16 protein-coding genes are annotated in these 20881 nt (G+C 67.6%); 11 read left to right on the forward strand and 5 right to left on the reverse strand.

The window, feature by feature from the left end:
• Nucleotides 1-41: 41 nt before the first annotated feature.
• Nucleotides 42-1349 (reverse strand): MFS transporter, encoded by a 1308-nt coding sequence (locus AMS67_RS03910; protein ID WP_053386231.1) that lies wholly within the window; start codon nucleotides 1347-1349, stop codon nucleotides 42-44.
• Between the two features lie 8 nt (nucleotides 1350-1357).
• Nucleotides 1358-2128 carry a TetR/AcrR family transcriptional regulator gene (locus AMS67_RS03915; protein ID WP_053386202.1) on the reverse strand — a complete coding sequence of 257 codons (771 nt, stop codon included), beginning with the start codon at nucleotides 2126-2128 and terminating at the stop codon, nucleotides 1358-1360.
• A 178-nt stretch (nucleotides 2129-2306) separates the two neighbouring features.
• Here AMS67_RS03915 and AMS67_RS03920 point away from each other — a divergent pair, with 178 nt between their 5' ends.
• The 5 genes from AMS67_RS03920 to AMS67_RS03940 are packed head-to-tail and all read left to right on the forward strand — an operon-like array spanning nucleotide 2307 to nucleotide 8784.
• Entirely contained in the window at nucleotides 2307-4088 is a 1782-nt protein-coding gene (locus tag AMS67_RS03920) for an ABC transporter ATP-binding protein (protein WP_053386203.1), read from the forward strand.
• Nucleotides 4085-5863, forward strand: a complete 1779-nt coding sequence (locus tag AMS67_RS03925) for an ABC transporter ATP-binding protein (RefSeq protein ID WP_053386204.1) — start codon at nucleotides 4085-4087, stop codon at nucleotides 5861-5863. Before AMS67_RS03920 ends, AMS67_RS03925 begins: the two co-directional genes overlap by 4 nt.
• Nucleotides 5860-6552 carry an MptD family putative ECF transporter S component gene (locus AMS67_RS03930; RefSeq protein ID WP_082305273.1) on the forward strand — a complete coding sequence of 231 codons (693 nt, stop codon included), beginning with the start codon at nucleotides 5860-5862 and terminating at the stop codon, nucleotides 6550-6552. Before AMS67_RS03925 ends, AMS67_RS03930 begins: the two co-directional genes overlap by 4 nt.
• Entirely contained in the window at nucleotides 6545-7315 is a 771-nt protein-coding gene (locus AMS67_RS03935; protein ID WP_241487985.1) for an energy-coupling factor transporter transmembrane component T, read from the forward strand. Before AMS67_RS03930 ends, AMS67_RS03935 begins: the two co-directional genes overlap by 8 nt.
• Nucleotides 7312-8784: an ABC transporter ATP-binding protein gene (locus AMS67_RS03940; RefSeq protein ID WP_053386205.1), complete on the forward strand. Its 1473-nt coding sequence runs from the start codon at nucleotides 7312-7314 to the stop codon at nucleotides 8782-8784. Before AMS67_RS03935 ends, AMS67_RS03940 begins: the two co-directional genes overlap by 4 nt.
• 115 nt (nucleotides 8785-8899) lie before the next feature.
• On the opposite strand, the gene AMS67_RS03945 is transcribed toward AMS67_RS03940, so the two are convergent.
• Nucleotides 8900-9481, reverse strand: a complete 582-nt coding sequence (locus tag AMS67_RS03945) for a TetR/AcrR family transcriptional regulator (protein ID WP_053386206.1) — start codon at nucleotides 9479-9481, stop codon at nucleotides 8900-8902.
• A gap of 115 nt (nucleotides 9482-9596) precedes the next feature.
• Between AMS67_RS03945 and AMS67_RS03950 the strand changes: the two genes are divergently transcribed.
• The gene (locus AMS67_RS03950; RefSeq protein WP_053386207.1) at nucleotides 9597-10607 is read left to right on the forward strand and encodes an NADP-dependent oxidoreductase; all 1011 of its coding nucleotides are present in this window, start codon (nucleotides 9597-9599) and stop codon (nucleotides 10605-10607) included.
• A gap of 196 nt (nucleotides 10608-10803) precedes the next feature.
• On the opposite strand, the gene AMS67_RS03955 is transcribed toward AMS67_RS03950, so the two are convergent.
• Nucleotides 10804-11478 (reverse strand): fasciclin domain-containing protein, encoded by a 675-nt coding sequence (locus tag AMS67_RS03955; RefSeq protein ID WP_053386208.1) that lies wholly within the window; start codon nucleotides 11476-11478, stop codon nucleotides 10804-10806.
• Between the two features lie 265 nt (nucleotides 11479-11743).
• Between AMS67_RS03955 and AMS67_RS03960 the strand changes: the two genes are divergently transcribed.
• Nucleotides 11744-12877, forward strand: coding sequence for a calcium:cation antiporter (locus AMS67_RS03960; protein ID WP_206541735.1), 1134 nt, complete (start codon nucleotides 11744-11746; stop codon nucleotides 12875-12877).
• Between the two features lie 94 nt (nucleotides 12878-12971).
• Complete coding sequence (locus AMS67_RS03965) at nucleotides 12972-13187, forward strand: hypothetical protein (protein WP_156316519.1); 216 nt, start codon at nucleotides 12972-12974, stop codon at nucleotides 13185-13187.
• 65 nt (nucleotides 13188-13252) lie between these two features.
• Here AMS67_RS03965 and AMS67_RS03970 read toward each other — a convergent pair whose 3' ends face one another.
• Complete coding sequence (locus tag AMS67_RS03970) at nucleotides 13253-17437, reverse strand: family 78 glycoside hydrolase catalytic domain (protein WP_053386210.1); 4185 nt, start codon at nucleotides 17435-17437, stop codon at nucleotides 13253-13255.
• A 213-nt stretch (nucleotides 17438-17650) separates the two neighbouring features.
• Between AMS67_RS03970 and AMS67_RS03975 the strand changes: the two genes are divergently transcribed.
• The 3 genes from AMS67_RS03975 (at nucleotide 17651) to AMS67_RS03985 (ending at nucleotide 20876) form a co-directional block, all read left to right on the forward strand.
• Nucleotides 17651-19366: a cytochrome c biogenesis protein DipZ gene (locus AMS67_RS03975; protein WP_053386211.1), complete on the forward strand. Its 1716-nt coding sequence runs from the start codon at nucleotides 17651-17653 to the stop codon at nucleotides 19364-19366.
• A 77-nt stretch (nucleotides 19367-19443) separates the two neighbouring features.
• Nucleotides 19444-20043 carry an ECF RNA polymerase sigma factor SigK gene (gene sigK, locus AMS67_RS03980; protein WP_239684061.1) on the forward strand — a complete coding sequence of 200 codons (600 nt, stop codon included), beginning with the start codon at nucleotides 19444-19446 and terminating at the stop codon, nucleotides 20041-20043.
• Nucleotides 20040-20876, forward strand: coding sequence for an anti-sigma factor (locus tag AMS67_RS03985; protein ID WP_053386212.1), 837 nt, complete (start codon nucleotides 20040-20042; stop codon nucleotides 20874-20876). The genes sigK and AMS67_RS03985 overlap by 4 nt, the downstream gene beginning before the upstream one ends.
• Nucleotides 20877-20881: the final 5 nt, after the last annotated feature.

The raw sequence follows: 20881 nt of genomic DNA on the forward strand, positions 1-20881 counted from the left end.
GATAATCCGCGCAGCACTGGTCCGAAGTTACCCCAATCCGATTAAGCGCGGGCGGAGCCAGCGGCGGGCGCGGGGCCAGCAGCAGGGGTCGCGCGGAAGCGCGGGTGCAGCAACACGAACACGGCGACCACTGCCATGACGCCGGCCCCGAGAATGACCGGCAGCGGCGCCCACACGCCATAGAGCGCGGTGCCGAGCGTCGGTGCAATCACGAAGGTGAGGCCGTTCGTCGCGCCGATGAGCCCGGCGAGGCCGCCCTGCTCGTCGCGCGCCATGAGCAGTGACGGGCCTGCGGTGTACCCCGGCATCGCGATGCCGAGGCCGAGCCCGATGAGCAAAATCGAGACGAACAGCAGCACCGCCCCGGCGTCGGCGATCAGTGCGCCGAACCCGATGAGCGCGATCAGCGACCCCACGCGCAGCAGGGTGCGCGGCTGCCAGCCGGTGCGCGGCACGATCACGGCCTGAGCGACGACCATGCCGAGGCCGGCCGCGAGCAGCGCCCCGCCGGTGACCAGCCCGGTGGTGCGGGCGTCGAGGTGCAGGCGATCCTGCACGATGAAGCCCGTGATCACCTGGATGAACCCGAGTGCCGTGAACATGCCGAAGCCGGCGAGCAGAAACGGCCAGACGCGTGTGTCGAAGGCCCGCACGTGCACGGGCTCGTCGATCAGCGCGGTGCGCGGCTCGCGGCGCAGACGAAATGCGACGAGGATCAGCCCGGCCGTGAGCAGCAGCGGCACGGCGATGAGGGGAGCCATGAGCCCGGCCGTGGCCAGCACTCCGCCGAGCACGGCGCCCGCGACCATGGCGACGCCCTGCACGGCACCGACCCCCGCCATGCCCTTCACCCGAGCGGCCTCGTCGGTGGTGACGTCGGCGATGTACGCTTGAGCGGTGGGCGGTACGGCGGCCATCGCGGTGCCGAATCCGATGCCGCGCAGCACGATGAAGAGCACGAACAGCGTGGCTCCGGTGACGATGCCGGCCATGCCGAGCTGCGCCAGACCGGCGAACAGTGCCATGGTCGACGCGGCGATCGCGCTGGCGGCGACGAGCACGGGCTTGCGGCCCCACGACTGCGACCGACGGCCCCAGAACTGGCTGGTGAGCACGACCATGAGCGCGGCGATGCTGATGGTCACGCCGATCTGCCACTCGGCGAGCCCGACCTCGCGCGAGAGCGGTGCAATGATCGGGTTGAGGGTCATCTGGCCGAGGTAGATGAGAAACACCGAGCCGAGCACGAGCGGAATCTGCGGCTTCTGAGCGGGTGCGGGAGCGGCCTCGGCGTCGGCAACGACGGCATTCTGGCCGGTGGCGGGGTCGACGGCGGGCGTCGCGGTCATGCGCGGGATCATTCGGGTTCGGTGACGTCAAGTTCGGCCGCGGGGCTCGCGGCGAGGTGGTCGGCGAGGCGCACGGCGAGGCCGGCGATCGCCGTGTCGATGGCGAAGCGGTAGTACTCGTTGCGCACCCGTTCCGCCGCAGCACCGCCCTCGGCGAACGGGCGCATGAACTCCTGACCCATCTCGCGCACGGCGCGACTGGCCTGCGGCATCGTTTCGAACTCCTGCATCATGCTCGCGTGATCCCGCGGCCCGTCGCCCTCGTGCTGCAGGCGGTCGTCGGCGATCGAGACGGTGAGCGTGGCGGTGTTGAGCAGCACCGCATAGGCGGAAGGGGCGAGGGGGCCGAAGCCGGCCCGATGCAGGTGAGCCATGCCACGCTCAAGGATGGGCAGCATGACCGGCAGTGTCGGCCCGTGCATCAGCGCCCACTTCGCGACTCCTGGGAACTCGTGGGCAAGGGGGCCGAGGTCGTAGAGGAGCTCCCGGAACCAGGCTTCCCAATCGAGCGCGTCATCGGGCAGCGGGGCGCGCTCGAGCACGCGCTCGACGACGCGGCGGCACAGCAGATCCTTGCCGCCGACGTGGTGGTAAACGACCGATTGCGAGACGCCGATGCGCCGCGCAAGGTCGCGGATCGACCACACGAAGAGGTGCGACTCGCGGGTCAGTTCGGTAGCGGCGTCGATGACGGCCTCGGGGGTGAGGCCGACGTGGAAGGCGGGCGCGGCGGCCGGCGCGATGGCGTCGGGGCCGGCACTCGCGGTGGGTTGTGGCATGGTTCTCCTGCGAAATTTCGTACTCGTCCTGCGCGAACGGCAAACATCTGATTAAACTCAGGGTGGCCTAACTTGAGATGCAGATGCGCTCGATTCGAACACCGTTCGCATCTCCATTAGAACACCGTTCGCTTGAGTATGTGATAATCATTCTCATTAAAGATCTGAAAGGTCTGGGATGAGCCAGAATTCCGACGCCGCACCCGCGGCGAACCCACCGTCCTTCTTCGCACCCGTACGCGGCAGCCTCGCGGCGATCATCGCGCTGAGCGTCGTCGGCGCCGTCGGCAGCGTGGTGCCCTACATCGCCATCGTCGAACTCGCCCGCACCCTCATGCCGGCACTCGACGGCAACTCCGTCGACGCGGCCCGCGTGTGGCTCATCGTGGTCATCGCCGGGATCGCGCTCTTCGCGAGCTTCATCGCCGCGTTCCTCTCGGCGCTGGTGAGCCACTTCGCGGATGCCGAGCTGCAGCTCTCGCTGCGGCGCCGCATCATCGGGCACCTGCGGCGTCTGCCCCTCGGATGGTTCGACCAGAAATCGTCGGGCACGGTGCGCAAGCTCGTCGAGAACGACGTCGTCGCCCTGCACCAGCTCGTCGCCCACGCGATCCAAGACGTGATCACCGCGGTGCTCGTGCCGGTGATCTGCGTCGTCTACCTCTGGACGGTGCAGTGGCAGCTCGCGGTCGCCGCACTCGTTCCGCTGATTCTGACCCTCATCATCTACCCGATCATGATGCGCGGCGGCGCCGAGAAGTTCGCGCAGTACGACGCGGCGACGGCGGCGCTTGCGGGCGCGACGGTGGAGTTCGTGCACGGCATCGCCGTGGTGAAGCGCTTCGGTCAGGTCGGCCGCAGCCACGCGCGATATCGCGATGCGACGGGCGCGTACGTGCGCTTCGTCGGCGACTGGACCCGCCAGACGGGTCTGCTGTTCACCGTGATCGAGGTCATCACCTCGCCGGTGATCGTGCTGCTCTGGATTCTCGCCGTGGGGCTGTGGCTCGTCGGCGCCGGAGTTTCGCAGCCGATCGACCTGCTGCCCGGCATTCTGCTCGGGCTCAGCCTGACCGGACCGCTCATGAAGCTCGGCTCGTCGGGCCAGTTCCTGCGCAACGCGACGAAGGCGCAGCAGTCGCTCGCCGACTTCTTCGCGCTGCCGACGGTGACGCAGCCGGCGGCCCCGGAGCAGGTGCAGGGCAACGGCGTCGCATTCGACGACGTCACGTTCGGCTACGACCCCGAACACCCCGTGCTGCACGAGATCGCCGCGCAGTGCGCTCCGGGAACGGTCACCGCGCTCGTCGGGGCATCTGGCTCGGGCAAGTCGACCCTCGCGAAGCTCGTGCCGCGCTTCTACGACGCCGACGCCGGCACCGTGGCAATCGGTGGCGCCGACGTGCAGCAGGTCGAGACGACCGCGCTCTACCGCGAGGTCGGGTTCGTGTTCCAAGAGGTGCAGACGCTGCGCGCGAGCCTGCGCGACAACATCCGCCTGACCCGCCCCGATGCGACGGATGCGGAGGTGGAGGCCGCGGCGCGCGCCGCGCAGATCCACGATCGTATTCTGCGCTTCGAGCGCGGCTACGACGCCGTGGTCGGCGACGACGCGAACCTCTCGGGCGGTGAGGCGCAGCGCGTCACGATCGCGCGGGCGCTGCTCGCCGACGCGCCGATTCTCGTGCTCGACGAGGCCACCGCGTTCGCCGACCCCGACTCGGAGGCGGCGATCCAGCGCGCCCTCAGCACGCTCGCCGCAGGGCGCAGCGTGCTCGTCGTGGCGCACCGACTGCACACCATCGTCGGCGCCGACCAGATCCTAGTGCTCGACGAGGGCCGCGTCATCGAGCGCGGCACGCACGACGAGCTCGTCGCCCAGGGCGGCCGGTTCGCGACCATGTGGCACGACTATCAGCAGAATCACGACCGCTCACTGCCCGAAGGAGCCCGCGCATGATCCGCCGTCTCTGGAGCTACGCCTCCCCATCAGCGCGCCGCCTGCTCGTCGTCGAGCTGAGCTGCATCGTCGCCACGGCGATTCTGCAGGGCCTCGCCTTCCTCGTGCTCGTGCCGCTGCTGCGCGCACTCTTCGGCGGCGACACGGATACCGCCGGCCGCTGGCTGCTCGGGCTCGCCGGCATCGCGGTGGCGTACGCCGCGGTCTTCTGGGCGGCGAGCCAGGTCGCGATGCGCGCCAGCACCGAGATTCTCGATTCGCTGTTGGGCTCACTGGGCCAGCGCCTCGTCGATATTCCGGTGGCCTGGTTCGCCGGCAGCCGCACCGGGCTGGTCTCGGGCATCGCCACGCAGGGCGCGATGTTCGTCTCGAACACGCCCTACTCGTTTATTCGCCCCGTGATCACCGGGTTCCTGACGCCGGGCACAGTGCTCGTCGGCATGTACTTCTTCGACTGGCGGCTCGCGCTGGCGATGACCGTGATGGTGCCCGTGCTCGTCATCGGGTACCGCTGGCTGAGCGCGCGCATCGGTCGCAGCGATGCGGTGCACAGCGATGCCGTCGCCGACGCGTCGAACCGCGTCATCGAGTTCGCGCGGGTGCAGCCGGCGCTGCGCACGGCGGGTGATGATTCGATCGCTGAGCGATTGGTCGAGACGGCGTTGCAAGATCAGCATCGCGCGTACCGGGGCATGCTCATCTCGGGCGGTGCCGGCATCGCGACCTTTGCCGGCCTCGTGCAGCTCTCACTCACGGTGCTGCTCATCGTGGGAGCGACGCTCGCGATCGGCGGCACGATCGACGTTGCCACACTGCTCGCGCTGCTCGTGCTGGGGGTGCGCTTCAACGAACCCATCGTCACGGCGGGCGACCTCGGCGGCGGCATCGCCGTCGCGCGCACGACGCTGCAGCAGCTCGACGATCTCGCGTCGCAGACCCGACTGCCTGAGCCGGCCTCTCCCGCCGTTCCTGCCGACTGGGGGTTCGCGTTCGACGACGTCACCTTCGGGTATGGCGGATCGCCGGTGCTCGACGGCCTCACCTTCACGGCAGAACCGGGTCAGATGACCGCGATCATCGGGCCGTCGGGGTCGGGAAAGACGACGATCACCAAGCTCATGGCGCGTTTCTACGACGCGGAATCGGGCACCGTGTCGATCGGCGGCGTGCCCATTCCCGAACTCGGCACCGCCACGGTCGAGGCCGCGGTCGCCCCGGTGTTCCAGGACGTGTACCTGTTCGATGACACGATTCTCAACAACGTGTGGGTCGGCAACCCCGACCTGTCGCGCGACGAGGTGATCGCGGCTGCTTCTCGAGCGCGCGTCGACGAGATCGTCGAGCGGTTGCCCGGCGGGTGGGATGCGCGCGTCGGAGAGGGCGGCACCAACCTGTCGGGCGGTGAGCGCCAGCGCGTGTCGATCGCGCGCGCCCTGCTCAAGGACGCGCCGATCGTGCTGCTCGACGAGGCGACCGCCGCCCTCGACATCGGCAACGAGATCGCGATCGGCGAGGCCATCGACTCGATTCGTCCGGGCCGCACCCTCGTCGTCGTCGCGCATCGTCTGCAGACCATCATGACCGCCGACCGCATCGTCATGCTCGACGGCGCGGGTGGCATCGGCGAGACCGGCACGCACGCCGAACTGCTCGAGGCCGGCGGGGCGTACGCGCGCTATTGGAACGAGCGCGTCGACGCCTCGGGATGGCAGCTCGCCGGCGATCCCGCGCCAGATTCAGACCCCATCACCGCTCACCAGAAAGCGACTCCATGACCGAACCCATCTCACCCACTGCCGCAGCGCCTGCGGCGCAGCCTGTGGCGGAAACGCAGCCCGCTGCTGCGGCCCCGGATCGCCCGGCCGCCGCACGCCGCACCGGCGCCCGCTTCTCGGCGCGCGACCTGCTCAACGTGGCGATCTTCGTCGTGATCTACTTCATCGTGATCGTCGCGATCACGATGATCGGAGCGATCAGCCCACTCGTGATGCTCATCATCGTGCCGCTCTGCGCGCTTGCTGGAGGCATCCCGTACATGCTGTTCCTGACGCGCGTGAAGCACGCCGGCATGGTGACGCTCTTCGGCACGGTCAACGCGCTCATCTACTTCATGATGGGGCACCCGTGGCAGAGCCTGCTCTTCACGATTCTGTGCTCGGTCGCCGCCGAGTTCGTGCTCGCAGCGGGCAAGTACCGCTCGAAGTGGGCCGCGATCGGCACCTACACCGTATTCTCGGCCTGGTTCCTGGGCCCGTGGATCCCGCTCATTCTCGACCGTGCGGCGTACCTGCAGTCGGCGGGCCTCACCGAGATGGGCCCCGAGTACGTCGCTGCGTTCGACCAGATCGTGTCGCTGCCGGCCCTCTTCATCATGTGGGGCGCCACCGTGGTGCTCGGGTTCTTCGGCGGGCTGCTCGGCAGTGCCGTGCTGCGCAAGCATTTCCGCAAGGCCGGTCTTGCCTGAGCTGCGCACCTCGCCGCCGGTCGCGGTCGCCCCGTCGCTCGATCGCGCCACCGCGCGCGGCGAGCGACGGGGCCTCGACCCGCGCATGAAGATCCTGCTGGTCGTCGCCGTGAGCATCACCGCGATGAGCCCGGCCGGCCTGCGCTTCGTGCCCGCGTTTCTTGCGCTCGGTGTCGGCCTCGCCCTCTGGGAGGGTGCGCGGCGACGCGCACTCAGTCTCGTGGTGACCGCCGCCGTGCTCGCGGTGCTCGGCTGGGGGCTGCCCGCGTGGTGGCCGAACGCGGTCACCGCCATCTTCGCCTTCGGCGGCACGTACTTCCTGCGCTTCACGGTGATCGCCGGCATCGGCATGCACCTGATCGCGACCACCTCGCCAACCGAACTGTCTGCCGCACTCCGCGCCTGGCACGCGCCGCGCGCGTTGGCCGTCACGCTCGCCGTCATGCTGCGGTTCTTCCCGCTCGTCGCTGCTGAAGCGCGCGCCGTGCTCGACGCGATGCGCCTGCGCGGGCTCGCCGGGGCCGCAGGCTTCGTGCGCCACCCGGTGCGCGCCGTCGAACGGTTCACGGTGCCGATGATCGCCGCGAGTCTGCGGGCGAGCGAAGACCTGTCGGCGTCGGCGATCCTGCGCGGCCTCGGTTCGCGTCGTACGCCGACAGCGATGCACCCGCCACGGTTCGGCATCGCGGATGCGGTGCTGGTGCTGGTGGTCGCAGCTCTCGTCGCGGCAACGCTCGTCGGCCTTCCGGGAGGTGCGCGATGAGTGCGCCCGCTTCGGGAGTCGCGTCGGCCGCCGAGGTCACCGAGGCGACGTGGACGTACCCGCACGCCGACACCCCTTCGCTCGACCGGCTCTCGCTGCAGATCACCCCAGGAGAGTTCGTGGTGCTCTGCGGTGCCAGCGGATCGGGCAAGTCGACCGCGCTGCGCCTGCTCAACGGGCTCGTGCCCCACTTCCACGATGAGGGCGCGCTGAGCGGCGAGGTCACCGTGCAGGGCCTCGACACGGTCGCCGTCGAGCTCGACGCGATCGGCCTCGTGACCGGCACCGTGCTGCAGCACCCGCGCCGCCAGTTCTTCACCGACTCCGCGCCCGAAGAGATCGCGTTCGCCATGGAGAACTTCGGCTTTCCGCCCGCCGAGATTCGCACGCGTGTCGGCCGCGCCCTCGCGCGCATCGACGGGTTCGTGCCCGTCGGCGAACGCCTGCAGCGACTCTCCGGAGGTCAGCAGCAGCAGGTCGCCGTCGTCGCCGCCACGGCGCACGCGCCGCAGATGCTGTTGCTCGACGAACCCAGCGCGAACCTCTCGACCGACGCGGTGGCGCGCCTCGCGGCAACCCTTGCCGAACTGAAGCAGCGCGGGGTCACGATCGTCGTCGCCGAACACCGACTGCGCTATCTCGAAGAGCTGGTGGATCGCGTCGTCGTGATGCGATCCGGACGCATCGACGCGCAGTGGAGCGCCGCAGAGTTCCGCGCTGTCTCCGACGAGACGCTCGCCTCGGAGGGGCTGCGGGGGCGTGTGCGCTTCGCCGAGGTTCCGGTGCTTGCGGCGTCGGGTCGGAGCGTCGCGACCACGTCGGTGGGCACGGACGCTCCCGAATCCGATGGCGCGCTCGTGCTCGACGACGTGCGCGTGCGCTTCGGTGCGCGTACCGTGCTCGACATCGACCGGCTCGCGATTCCGGCAGGATCGGTCACCGCGTTCCGCGGCATCAACGGCTCGGGCAAGTCGACGCTCGTGCGCGCCATCGTCGGGCTGCAGCGGGCTAGCGGCACCATCTCGCTCGACGGGCGGGTGCTCAGCGCCCGCGCCCGGCAGCGAGCGAGCGCGATCGTCATGCAAGACGTGCAGCGGCAGCTCTTCACCGAGAGCGTCTCCGCCGAGCTCGAACTGGCCGCGCAGCTGCGCGACGGCTCCCCGCCCGACGCTGCAGAGCTCGACGCGCTGCTGCGATCCCTCGATCTCGACGCACTCGCCGACCGCCACCCGCTCTCGCTCTCGGGCGGGCAGCAGCAGCGGCTCGTCATCGCGGCGGCTCGCGTCGCCGGGCGGCGCGTGGTCGTGTTCGATGAGCCCAGCTCGGGCGTCGACCGCCGGCACCTGCAGTCGATCGCCGAGCACATTCGTGCCGTGGCGGCGGAGGGGGCGGTGGTGATCCTCATCAGTCACGACGAAGATCTGCTCGCGCTCGCCGCTGACCAGCAGGTGACGCTGCGCCCGCTGTAGGGCGCTCGCCCCATGGCAGCGGGGTCGCTTTCGGACGGTGTGGCGCCAACAACACCCTCCAGAAGTGACCCCGCTCGCAAGCAAACGCAGTGCTGCCGGCCGGGGCCCGCCGGCCCTACGCCGCGGCGATGAGCGCGAGTGCCGTGTCGATCGCTGCACCCGCGCTTGGCGCGTCGATGCGGGCCAGGGCGAGTGCGGCCACGACCTGGCCGGTGCAGGCGTCGGCCAGGCGATCCGCCACCGCTGTGTCGAGCCTGGGCAGTCGTGCGCCGATGCCGCGCCCGATGGTCGCCCGCAATCCGGCACGGTAGCTCGCGATGGTCGCTGCGACCGCGGAGTCTTCGCCGATCGGCGAGCCGGCCGAGTTGATCAGCAGGCACCCGCTGCGGGCCGCGAGCGTGGCGCGGTCGGCCAGGGCGTCGCGCAGTCCGGTGAGGTACTCGGTGATCGCGTCGGGGGCGACGGGGTCGGCGAGGAGCGGCTGCAGGCGCGGCCGAATGACCGTGTCGAGGTACTGCTGCACCGCGGCGTCGAAGAGCCCGCGTTTCGACCCGAAGCTGTTGTAGATGCTGGATCGGCTCAACCCCGTCGCCTGCTCGAGGTCGGGGATGGCGGCGGCCTCGTAGCCGACGTTCCAGAACACATCCATGGCGGCGCCCACGACGGCGTCGCGGTCGAACGAAGCTGTGCGTGCCATGGGTGCGCCTTTCGGGAATGGTCGTTCCAGTATATATTGGAACGATCGTTCCCGAAAGCTTGACCACGAGTCGATCGCCGGGGCGCAGGATCGCCCACACCCTAGGAGGAAGCCCATGACCGCAGCCAGCAGCACCCAGATTCACCTCGCCGCCCGCCCGAGTGGCTGGCCGACGCACGACGACTTTCGTACGGTGCAGGTCGAGCTCGGTGAACTGCAGCCGGGTGAGGTGCGCGTGCGCAACGAGTTCGTGTCGGTCGACCCCTACATGCGCGGCCGCATGAACGACGTGCGCAGTTACGTCGCGCCCTACGCGCTTGGTGCGCAGATTCAGGGCGGCGCGATCGGCCGCGTCATCGCCTCGGCTTCTGAAGAGGTGCCGGAGGGGGCCGTCGTGCTGCACCAGCACGGCTGGTCGGATCTCGTGCAGGCCGACGCTGCGACCTTCCGCGTGGTGCCCGAGATCGACGGGGTACCGCTGTCGTTGCGCCTGCACATCATGGGCATGACCGGTCTCACCGCGTACGCCGGCCTCACCGCCATCGCCGCCCTGCAGCCCGGCGAGACGGTGTTCATCTCGGGCGCCGCCGGCGCCGTGGGCACGGCCGCCGGTCAGATCGCGAAACTCCTGGGGGCGGGCCGTGTTATCGGGTCTGCGGGATCCGCCGAGAAAGTCGCGCTGCTCACCGAGAAGTACGGCTACGACGCGGCGTTCAACTACAAGGATGGCGACGTGCGCGGGCAGCTCGCCGCCGCAGCACCCGAGGGCATCGATGTCTTCTTCGACAACGTCGGGGGCGACCACCTCGAAGCCGCGCTCGACGCCTTCAACGACGGCGGGCGAGCGGCGCTGTGCGGCGCCATCGTCGGCTACAACACCTCGGCGCCGGTGCCCGGCCCCGACAACATGGCCAACCTGATCACCCGTGGGCTCAAGCTCGAAGGATTCACGATCGGCAAGCACCTGCAGCTCGCCCCCGAGTTCCAGCAGCACATGGGCGAGTGGTTCGCCGCCGGCAAGATTGCGTACGACGAGACGATCGTGGACGGCATCGAGCACACCGTCGACGCGTTCCTCGACATGATGCGCGGCGCCAACACGGGCAAGATGCTCGTGCGCGTCTGAGCCGATAGCGCTGTGCGATCCCGCGCCTGACGCGCCCTGCACAGCGAAACACCCGCGACCCTCATCCGAGTGAAGTCGCGGGTGTTCCGGTATAGCAACGTGCCCGCCACCCCTGTGCGAGTGACGGACACGTTGGTCGTGCAGGCGATCGGCCGCTGCGATGCGGGGAGATCGCCGGGTTATTCAGCCGGCGAGATTACTCGGCCGGGGGCATCAGCACCGAGTCGACCAGGTACACGGTCGCGTTGGCGGTCTGCACGCCGCCGCAGATGACGTTGGCGTCGTTGACCTTCAGGTTGTCGCCCGAACCGGTGACCTCGAGGTCCTGGCCCTCAACGGTTGTGTGCGTGCCGTCGATGTCAGCGGGTTCGATCTGGCCGGGGACCACGTGGTAGGTCAGGATCTTGGTGAGCAGATCGCTGTCGGTCTTCAGCGTGTCGATGGTCGCGGCGTCGATCTTGCCGAAGGCGTCATCCACCGGGGCGAAGACGGTGAACTCGTCACCGTTCAGGGTGTCGACGAGGTTGACGTCAGGGTTGAGCTGGCCGCTCACTGCCGAGACGAGAGTCTTGAGCAGCGGGTTGTTCGATGCGGCGACCGCAACCGGATCCTGCGACATGCCCTGCACCGAGCCCGCGCCATCCGGCACTGCTTCAGCGTAGGCCGCGCAACCGGGGCCGACGAGGTTCGCTGCCGGATCAGTCGTCTCCATTGCCGAATCGTCGTTGGGCGTCGTCTCCTGCGTCTCAGTCGTCTGATCCTCAGCAGTCGAGTCGGCGGTGTTGGCGCCCATCGAGCAACCGGTGAGCATGGCGGCGCCGACCAGCGTCAGTGCGAATGCGGCGCCGAGGGTCTTCTTCTTGGTGAACATGGGGTTCCTCCTCAGATGATGTTCCGCAGATTCCCGCGGCTTGTGAACGTCTTCGGAGCCGTGTGCGAGGCGGATGGGAAATTGCTCGAAAAAGTTTTCGCGGGCACCAACATCCGCGGAATCATGCGGATCCGCTCGCCAAAGAATGCAGAGTCGGATACGATGACGAGGTCTGAACGTGCCGCCTGGACGACCTGTGCGACATCAATTCACAAGCCGGGACGGCCCTGCAGAACTGGTCACTTCTGTGCCACACACGTCTTCATTGCGATCGGTACTCACCCCCGCGGTCGTCTTCCGCATCGTGCTCGGCTGGGCGGCCTTCCTCGCGCTGACGCTCGCCCAGCCGCTGCTTGCCGGGTACCTGCCCACTCCGGTGCTCTTCCTCGTGCTCGCGGCGATCGTCGCGGTGATCATTGTCTGCGCCGGAGGCGTCGTCACCCAGGCCGAGCATCTCGCGCACCGACTCGGCGATCCCTACGGCACGCTCGTGCTCACCCTCTCGATCGTGCTCATCGAGGTCATCCTGATCTCCGCGGTGATGCTCGGCCCGGGCGAACACGCCACGATCGCCCGCGACTCGGTCATGGCCGCCACGATGATCGTGCTCACCCTTGTGATCGGCGCCGCGCTGCTCGTCGGTGGCCTTCGACACAACACCCTGCGCGTCAATCGCACCGGTGTCTCGTCGTACCTCTCCCTGCTGGTCGTGCTCATCGCAGTCGCCTTCGCGTTCCCCGCCGTCATCGGCGAGGGCGGGGCGTATACGGCCGGCCAGGCGGTACCGATCCTGGTACTCACGATCCTGCTCTACGCCTTCTTCCTGGTTCGGCAGACCGGCGCCCAGAGCGCCGACTTCCAGGAGGTCGTCGGGGCTGAAGCAACGGGCGGCGCGGCCGGTGCGCCCGCAGCGCGCGAAAGCATCGGCAATGTGTTGCGAGCGCACCGCGCGGAGGTCATCACGCGCGTGCTCGTCTTGCTCGTCACGGTCGCGCCGATCGTGCTGCTCTCGCACGACATGGCGGTGTTTCTCGATGACGCCCTCGACCGCCTGGGCGCCCCGGTCGCTCTCTCGGGCATCATTATTGCGCTCATCGTGTTCCTTCCCGAAGCGATCACGACGGTCAGGGCCGCATGGCTGGGCGAAGCGCAGCGGGTGACCAACCTCGCCCACGGTGCGCTGGTGTCGTGCGTGGGGCTCACCCTGCCGGTCGTGCTCGCGATCGGGCTGTTCACCGGGCAGACAGTGGTGCTCGCGGAAAGCCCGGTGAATCTGCTGCTGCTCGGGGTCAGCCTGCTGCTCAGCCTGACAACCTTCAGCGCCCGGCGCGTGACTGCGCTCCACGGGGCCGCGCACCTCTTCGTGTTCGTGCTCTACGGTCTCAGCGTCTTTTCGTAGCGGCTTTCGGCTTCGGGCAGCTCTGCGGGCACCAGCGCATCAATGTCGGTGGCTGCCCGTAGCGTGAGCCTCCCCGGAGAAAGAGGTGCTGCTCATGCAAGAGACGAACATCGAGGCCCGCTGGCCAGAACTCTTCACCCCGCTCACGCGTGCGGAGCGTGACGAGGTGCTCGACGGGTGCTGGCAGCTGGTGCGACAGGGGCGTCCCCTCACACGGGCGTCCGTAGTGGAGCTGGTGCGTGGGGTGCGTCAGGGCAACGCACCGCGTCGGGCAGGCGGGGTGATGGGCAGGATCGCGCGCGCGGCGTAACCCGCGCGAACGGGCCAACCGGGAGCGTGAGATTTCCGCTCCCGGTTGGCCTGATCGAGGTTCGCCTAGTGGCGTCGGGCGCCCCGAGTACGGTGCAGTGCACCCAGGCCGGCGACGATGAGCACGAGTGCGAGCACCCCGAATCCCCACACGGCACTGTTGCCGGTGCGGCTCAGCGCATCGGTGCGATTCCCGCCGCCTGCTTCGGCGGCGGTGCCCGTTGCGGTGGAGTCAGTGCCATCCGCGCCGCTCACCGCACCTGCGTCGGCACCATTCGCATTGGCGCCGGATCCGCCAGCGGCGGTGCCGTTCGAGCCTCCTGCGGCACCGGCTTCCGCACCGGTCGCCGCGGCGTCTGCGTCAGCTCCCGTACCGTCAGCGCTCGTTGCGCCAGCGCCCGCGTTGCCCTCGGTCGAAGCGCCCGCGCCCGCGGCATCGGCGTCTGCGGTGGCCGCACCCTCTGACTCGGCTTCAGCGTCGTTCACCAGGGCCGGGGTGCACAGCGCAGTGAGATTCGTGTCCGCGAGTGCAGACTTCCCATCATCCAGCGTGACGAGATGGCACCCTGCGGTCACCGAAGGTACGGTCACGTACCCTCCCGTTTCTTCGACCTCGCGGGCGACACCATCCAGATATACGGTCGTCGTGCCGGCCGGGGCTTGGATCGAGAGGTCGGCGCGCGTGTTGCCCGGCACCTGAGCTACCAGACGCATCGACGACGCATCATCAGCCGCGTGGCTGAAAGCGGCGCCGATGCTGCCCTTCACCGTCGGTACGGTGATTCGAGCGAAGTCGACGCCGCCCGGCGCTGGGCGCACGGAATACGTCGCGTACCCCGCATCGATCGGCTTGATGCCGAAGAGTCCCGATGGAACGTGGAACGCCGGCGAGGCGGCCCACGGGTGCGAGTAGGTCAGATTCGACTTCTGCGACGGATCCCAGGCCTCCGCAGTCGATCCCGCACCGAGCGCGATCATGTTCATCCAGCTTGAGGTACCCGTGTCTGTGAGCTGCGCCACGGCGGCGTCATCGGCGCCGCCATTGAAGAGGCCGGTGATCGAGAAGCCAGCGCAGTAGACGCTGCATGCCATGCCCTTCGACGCAACGTACTCGGCGACTAGCGACTGTTGATCGGCCTCGGGAATGCCGAACGCGAGGGCGAATGCGCTCGCGTGCAGCGCGGAGTGGCCGGTCAGCGTGCCGTCGGCGGCCATGCCGTCGTCGTACGCGCCAGTCTCGGCGTTGTACAGTCGCTCATTCATCGCGTCGCGCAGACGATCGGCCTGCTCCGTGTAGGCGGCTGCGCGGTCATCGCGCCCGATCTCCGCGGCCATTGCAGCCATGTCGCGCATCGCGCGATATGAGAGCGCGTTCACGACAGTGTTTACCTGTCGAAACTGGTACCCGTTGCGCTGGCTCGTCGGCCAATCGACGATGTCGCAGTCGGTCTGGCTCGAGCAGCCGTTCGAGCCGCTCGTCTTTCGAACGAGTCCGGTCGACTCGTCGATCCACTTGGTCGGCATCTTGCTTTCCAGGTTGTCGAAGTAGGCCTCGACTTGCTCGGTATCACCCGTCTGGCGCCATGCATCGTGCACGGCGAGCACCACGTAGAACGGCCATTCAGTGGGCCAGGTTCGGTTTGCCTCGAAATAGTTCATCGAGTAACGACCGAGTGAGAGATCGTCCATCAGGTACAGCGTCGACATCAGCTGCAGATACGCGTCCGCCTCGTAGTTGGTGCGTTCGCGGGTCCACGAGTCGGTATAGAAGTTCACATTCAGCGACTCGATGGTGTTCTTTGAGAGCTGGTACACCTGGTTGAGGTTCGTATCCGATGACACGAAGGTCGAATCCTCGGCGTCGAACGGGTAGACCAGTGCGAGCGCCGAGAGGTTCTCGACAGTGACGGGTTCCGGTGCCCCGACGATTTCGACGTACCGGAACACGCGCATGCCCCACGTTTCGAGGGTCTGCTGCCCATCAGTGAGCGTGGCGATGTCTTGGTAGACGTTGCCGGTGTTGAGTTGGTACTTGACGGTGTTTTCCGCCGAAGGCACCTCACCGAATCTGATGTCGACCTTCGCGCCCGACACACCGTTCGCGATGTCGTACCGCACGCCGCCGACCCAGGTGCGACCGAAGTCGACGAAGTAGTTGCCGTTGCCCTTATCGACGATTGACACCGGTGCGGGGGTCTGTTCCGCCACCTTCGCCATCGGCGTGGCCTGTAGATCGGCGAAGGCCGTTGTGGGTACTGCCGGTGCCCAGCTCGAATCGTCGAACCCGACCTCGGTGAAACCGTGGGGGTAGGCGCGCGCGTCCCAATTCTCTTTCGGAGCCGAGAAGTACCCGGTGCCGATGCTGCCGGCTGCGGGGAACGCAAGAGCGCCAGGCATTCCCTTCCATGAGTCTCCTGAGCCGAAGACATCGGTGGAGCCGTCGGTGTACTCCACCCGTAGCTGTGCGATGAAGCGTTGACGGTTCGATCCGCTCGTGTAGGCGAGCGCCGACACCGCGTTCGCTTCACCCGCGGTGACGAGTGCTGTGACATCGAACCCGTCGTAGCGGTTTTCGGAGTGGATGCGATTGGTCGGGCCGAGGCCGACGAATGCCCCGTTCACGTAGGCCTTGTAGGCGTATTGCAGGTGCGCGCGGAAGTCGCCTGCGGTGGCGAAGAGCGTTGCTGAAGCGATTTCTTTCGCTGGGAGGGAGATCTCGGTACGGAGGAACGCCCAGTCCGTCGAAACGCTCGCGTCTGCGGCGATGACGCAGGATTGGGCGGTGCTCACGATATAGGCACCGTTGTTCAGTGTGCCGCAGGGGAATGGATGCGTTGCGGAGAAATCGTTGGCCAGTACAACGCCGCCGCCAGCGCGGGTGATCGTCATGTCGTGCACCCACCCGCTCTCGGAGTTGCCGGTGCGGAATCCGACAGTACCGGCGGCGAAGTTTGAGAGGGTGCGCGTGTCAACCTGCACGCCGCCGATTGCGGTCGTCACCGTATTGCCAGTCGCCGAGATGCGAATGGCCGTCTGCTTGCCGGTCTGCAGCGTGCCGGACGGAAGAGCCACGGATGGCAGCGCAGTGAACGTTCCGTTGATGCGGGTGTGCGGCACGAGCGTGTTCGTGTCGGCGCGGAATTGCCACATGTAGGCGTTCTGATCGCTCGCCGCGCGGAAGTACACGCCGAGCGCCGTACGGTCGATGGTGATGTTCGCATCGAGCGCGTAATCGGCCCAGGGGTCGGCGGGGAGTGCGCAATCGGTCGAATTGCCGACCTGGAGTACGCCGCCGGCAACGGTGCCGCAACGGAACGGGTTAGCCCCGGTGAGTGGATCCGAGAAGAGCGCGGTGCCGTCGGTGCCGACTACCGAGAGGTGGGTCACCGAGCCGCTTTCCGAGCGGCCGGTGCGGAACCCGATCGTGCCGGTGGCGTGGTCGGAGAGTTCGCGGCGGTCAACTTCGGTGCCGTTGATCGAGGTGGTGATCGTGGATCCCAACGTTGAGATTGCGAGGGTGAACGGGACGCCCGTGCGCACCGCATCCGCGGGCAGAGCTATTGGGTCGAGCTGCGTAAACGCTCCGCCGGTCCATATGTGCGGACGCAGTTCGTTGGTATCGGCACGGAACTGCCACATGTAGCTTTCACCGGTGCCGGTTGCGCGGAAGTACACCCCGAGAGCGGTCTGTGCCACCGTCACGTCAGCGGTGAGGGTGTAATCGGTCCACGGGTTCGGGGTCGACTCATCATCTGAGCCCGGGAGTTGATTCGAGGTCCAGATCGCTTGCGAGCCTTCCCACGCAGCCCCTGGTGCGGTTCCGAACCAGGTGACTTCCGACCGTGCGGAGGCGATGCCGAGGCCATCGAACGTCTGCACCGTCCAGAAGTAGCGCTTGCCGGCTGCAAGCGCGGGGCCGGCGTACGGAACGCCGCTCTGCTCACTGCTCTCCACACGATCCGAATCCCACACGTCACCGTCGCCGGCCTCGGCTGCCTGCTCGGAGGTGCTCACGAGCACGCGGTAGGCGCTCTGCTCGGCGCTCGGCACGTACCACGACAGCGCCGGTGATTCGAGATCATCAAGATCGGCTGGGCGGTCGAGCCCATTGATGCGCAGGCCGCTGGGGGCGGCTTCAGCTGCGTGGGCAGGCGCCACGGCGACCGCGCCGAAGCCAGAAACGGCCAGCACAGCGACGAGCGCCATGCCGATGAGTGCGGCGATACGCCGAGAGGTATGCAGAGGCTTCATTGTCTCTTCCGGTGGGGTCGCGTGTCGGGTGCCGACACTGCCCACGAGTATATGAAACGATTCAACTGATTCGCAATGCTCTCGTCATCGTTCAGACGCATTCGCGTCATCGACGCCGGGATGCTCCCCGACACAGAAGCGCGAAACTGACCCGCCCCGCTCCCATCCGAACCGGGCTCCGCTCCGAAGACCTCTGCAACAGGAGGGCTTCTCATGGATATTGTGCTCATCGGTCTGCTCGGCGGACTCATCACGGGTATCTCGCCGTGCATTCTGCCGGTGCTGCCGGTCATCTTCCTGACCGCGGGCACGCAGCCGACGGTCGCAGGCAAACTTCCCGAAGTGATCCAGGCGAAGCGCAGCCGGCCCTTCTGGATCATTGCGGGGCTCGTGCTGAGCTTCTCGGTGGTGACGCTGCTCGGCTCGGTACTGCTCGGACTGCTGAACATTCCGCAGAGCGCCATCCGCTGGGCGGGTGTTGCCGTGCTGCTGATCATCGGTGTCGGCATGCTCTTCCCGGGGTTCGAGCAGATACTCGAAAAGCCCTTCCAGCGTCTGCCCCGCCGCAAGGTCGGCGAGGGCGGCAACGGTTTCGGCATGGGTCTCGCGCTGGGCACGGTCTTCGTGCCGTGCGCGGGCCCGGTGCTCGCCGCCATCATCGTGGCCGGCGCGACCGGTCAGATCGGCCCCGAGACCGTGCTGCTCACGGTGTCGTTCGCCATCGGCGTCGCGTTGCCGCTGCTCGTCTTCGCGCTCGCCGGCCGCAGCGTCGCGCAGCGCATCCGCGGCTTCCGCAAGCGCGAGCGCACCATCCGCATCGTCGGTGGTGTCGCACTGATCGCGCTCGCAGTGGGCCTCGCGTTCAACGTGCCGCAGGCGCTGCAGCGGCTGCTGCCCGACTACACGGCGGGCATCCAGAAGGATCTCGCCGAGAGCGACGCGGGCAAGAGCGCCTTGAACCTCGGCGGACTCGTCACCGACGAGAACCGCGACCTCGACAAGTGCACGAATGACGCGACTGAACTCGAGTCGTGCGGCACCGCCCCCTCGATCAAAGGCATCGACGGCTGGCTCAACACTCCGAATGGTGAAGGTATCGACCTCAAGAGCCTCAAGGGCAAGGTCGTACTGATCGATTTCTGGGCGTACTCCTGCATCAACTGCCAGCGCTCGATTCCTCACGTAGTCGCCTGGGACAAGGCCTATGCCGACGCAGGGCTGCAGGTGATCGGCGTGCACTCTCCCGAGTACGCGTTCGAGAAGGATCGCAGCAACGTTGAGGCCGGGGCCGAAGACTTCGGCATCACGTACCCGGTGGCGATCGACAACAACCTGTCGACCTGGACGAACTACCGCAACCGCTACTGGCCGGCGCACTACCTCATCGATGCCGAGGGCACGGTGCGTCACATCTCCTTCGGAGAGGGCAACTACGAGACCACGGAGAAGCTCATCCGCGAGCTGTTGAAGGACGCGAATCCCGACGCGCAGCTCCCCGGCGAGACCGATGTCAAGGATGTGACGCCTGAGATCGGCAGCACCACCCCCGAGACGTTCCTCGGTTCCTCGAAGGATCGCAACTTCGCGGGTGACGAGTACCGTGCGGGCGATGGCGACTTCACCTTCCCGAAGCAGCAGAAGGAAGACACCTTCGCGCTCGACGGCAAGTGGACGATCGAAACCCAGTACGCCGAACCCACCACCGACTCCGGCAAGATCCGCCTCGAGTACCGCGGCCAGGAGGTGCGCGCGGTCATCGCGGGCAGCGGCACCATCGAGGTCAAGGTGAAAGGCGGAGGCACCCGTTCGGTCGACATCGACGGCACCCCGCGTTCGTACCGACTCGTCGAGGCCGACGACCCCGACTCCGGCACCCTCGAAGTGCAGGTGCCGAAGGGCGTGCAGGTCTACTCGTTCACCTTCGGGTAACCGAATCAACCCGGAAGATCGGCAGAATCATGCGACTCGCACGCAGCAAACAAACGCAGAATGGAGGTGAATGGGGCATGCTGGACACGATGGTCATCGATGGAATCGAAATAGCGGACGACGGCTCGACTGCCGACCCGGCTGACGTGGCGCTTGCGCGCGCAGCCCAGGGCGACCAGCGCGCATTCGCCGAGTTGTACGATCTGCTCTCTGCGCGAGTGTTCGGCCTCATCTTGCGAGTGCTCGTCGATCGGTCGCAGAGCGAGGAAGTGCTGCAGGAGGTCTTCTTGGAGGCCTGGCAGTCGGCAACCTCGTTCGATCCGGATCGTGGCCGGGCGCGCACGTGGCTGCTCACGATCGCGCACCGTCGGGCCGTGGATCGGGTGCGAGCCTCGCAGGCTTCGCGTCGCCGCGATCTCACGGTCGGGGTGCGCGATCTGGCCGAACCTCAGGCCGGGGTCGATGACGAGGTGGAGCTGATGATCGACGGCGCCCGTGCCGTGCAGGGACTGAACGAGCTCCCTGAACCTCAGCGCCGCGCCATTGTGCTCGCCTACTTCGGCGGGTACAGCCAGAGCGAAATCTCGGTGCTCCTCGGAGCCCCGCTCGGCACCATCAAAACAAGAATTCGAGACGGGCTCACCCGGCTCAGGAAAGAATTGGAGGCGACGCGATGAATGAGCAACTGTTCCGCGAGCTCTCCGCTGCTCGCGCCCTGCACGTGCTCTCCCCGGAAGAGGAGCAGACGTTCTCGGAGGCGTTGGCAGCGCACCCCGAGTGGCTGCCCGTCGCAGACGAAGATCGAGAGACGGTGGCTCGGCTCAGCGCGTCGATCTCAGAGGTCGCGCCGCCGGCAGGCGCGCGCACTGCGATGCTCGATCTCATCGCACGCACTCCGCAGTTCGAAGCTCCCGAGCGTCCGTCCGCGCTGGGTGCGGCTGATCTCGCGTCGGTCGTTGACGAGCCGGTTCACGCACCCGAGGCCACCCTGCCCCCCGAATTGCTCGGTGCGGATGACGATCATGAGGATGCCGAAGAGTCGTTCACCCGCTCGCGTCGGCGCGCGGGCTGGTTTGGGCTGGCTGCTTCGGTTGCGGTGCTGTTGGCGATCGCCCTCGCGCTTCCGGTCACGGGCATGCTCGCTCCGAAAGATCCGGTGTCCATCGCGCTGCAGCAGGTGGAATCGTCGAACGACGCGCGCACCGAAACCGTTGCGCTTGCCGACGGTGGTCAGGCGACGCTGCACTGGTCGAATTCGTCGCAGCAGGCCGTGTTCGTTGCTGAGGGCATGCGCGCGGCGCCGGCCGACCGCGATTACGAGCTCTGGATCGTGCGCGGTGACGAGCCGATCTCGCTCGGCGTGATGCGCGCGAACAACGCGGGTGGCGCAGCGGTGCTGGCGCAGGGCTTCGAGCCCGGCGACGCGCTCGCGGTCACCGTCGAAGATCGTGGTGGATCGCGCTCGGGCCTGCCGACCACCGACCCGATCGCGGTGATCGCCTCGGCCTGACCCCG

Source organism: Leucobacter japonicus, from assembly GCF_001273855.1.
In the GTDB taxonomy this organism is placed as follows: Bacteria; Actinomycetota; Actinomycetes; order Actinomycetales; family Microbacteriaceae; genus Leucobacter; species Leucobacter japonicus.